The sequence below is a fragment of the Frankia sp. Mgl5 genome, assembly GCF_023242985.1.
Lineage (GTDB): Bacteria > Actinomycetota > Actinomycetes > Frankiales > Frankiaceae > Parafrankia > Parafrankia soli.
The window spans coordinates 1-317 of the sequence record NZ_JALKFY010000015.1 but is presented as its reverse complement, the minus strand read 5'-3'; the positions used below and the strand labels follow the sequence as shown (position 1 = coordinate 317).

The window sequence follows — 317 nt, the reverse complement described above, 5'->3', positions numbered from 1 at the left end:
GGAACGGAAATTGAGCAACGCGCGTTTGGAGTACGGTCTTTCGTTCCATGAGCTCAAGGTAATGCTTGATGACGTGGAATCGATGCGCGATCAGGTAAAAGCGGCGCTCGCCGACGGGGATGACGTACGCGCCTATGGGACAACGCTGAAGGCGCAGCAGCAGTTGACCCTGATCAGCGCTGCCTTGGAAGAAATTCCACAGGTAATGGTTAAGGTACAGCAAGAGATGCCAGAGGAATTGAAGCAGTTGGAAGAGGGGATTGCTTCTGCTGCGGGGGATGGCTTCGATCTGCGCGGAGATTTTCTTGATGGTGCGT

1 protein-coding gene is annotated in these 317 nt (G+C 54.3%); it reads left to right on the top strand.

Translation table 11 applies throughout. The annotated features are described in order from the left end of the window. Positions 1–61: 61 nt before the first annotated feature. A partial coding sequence (locus MXD62_RS08145) for a septation ring formation regulator EzrA (protein ID WP_248828794.1) occupies positions 62–317 on the top strand: 256 nt, incomplete at its 3' end.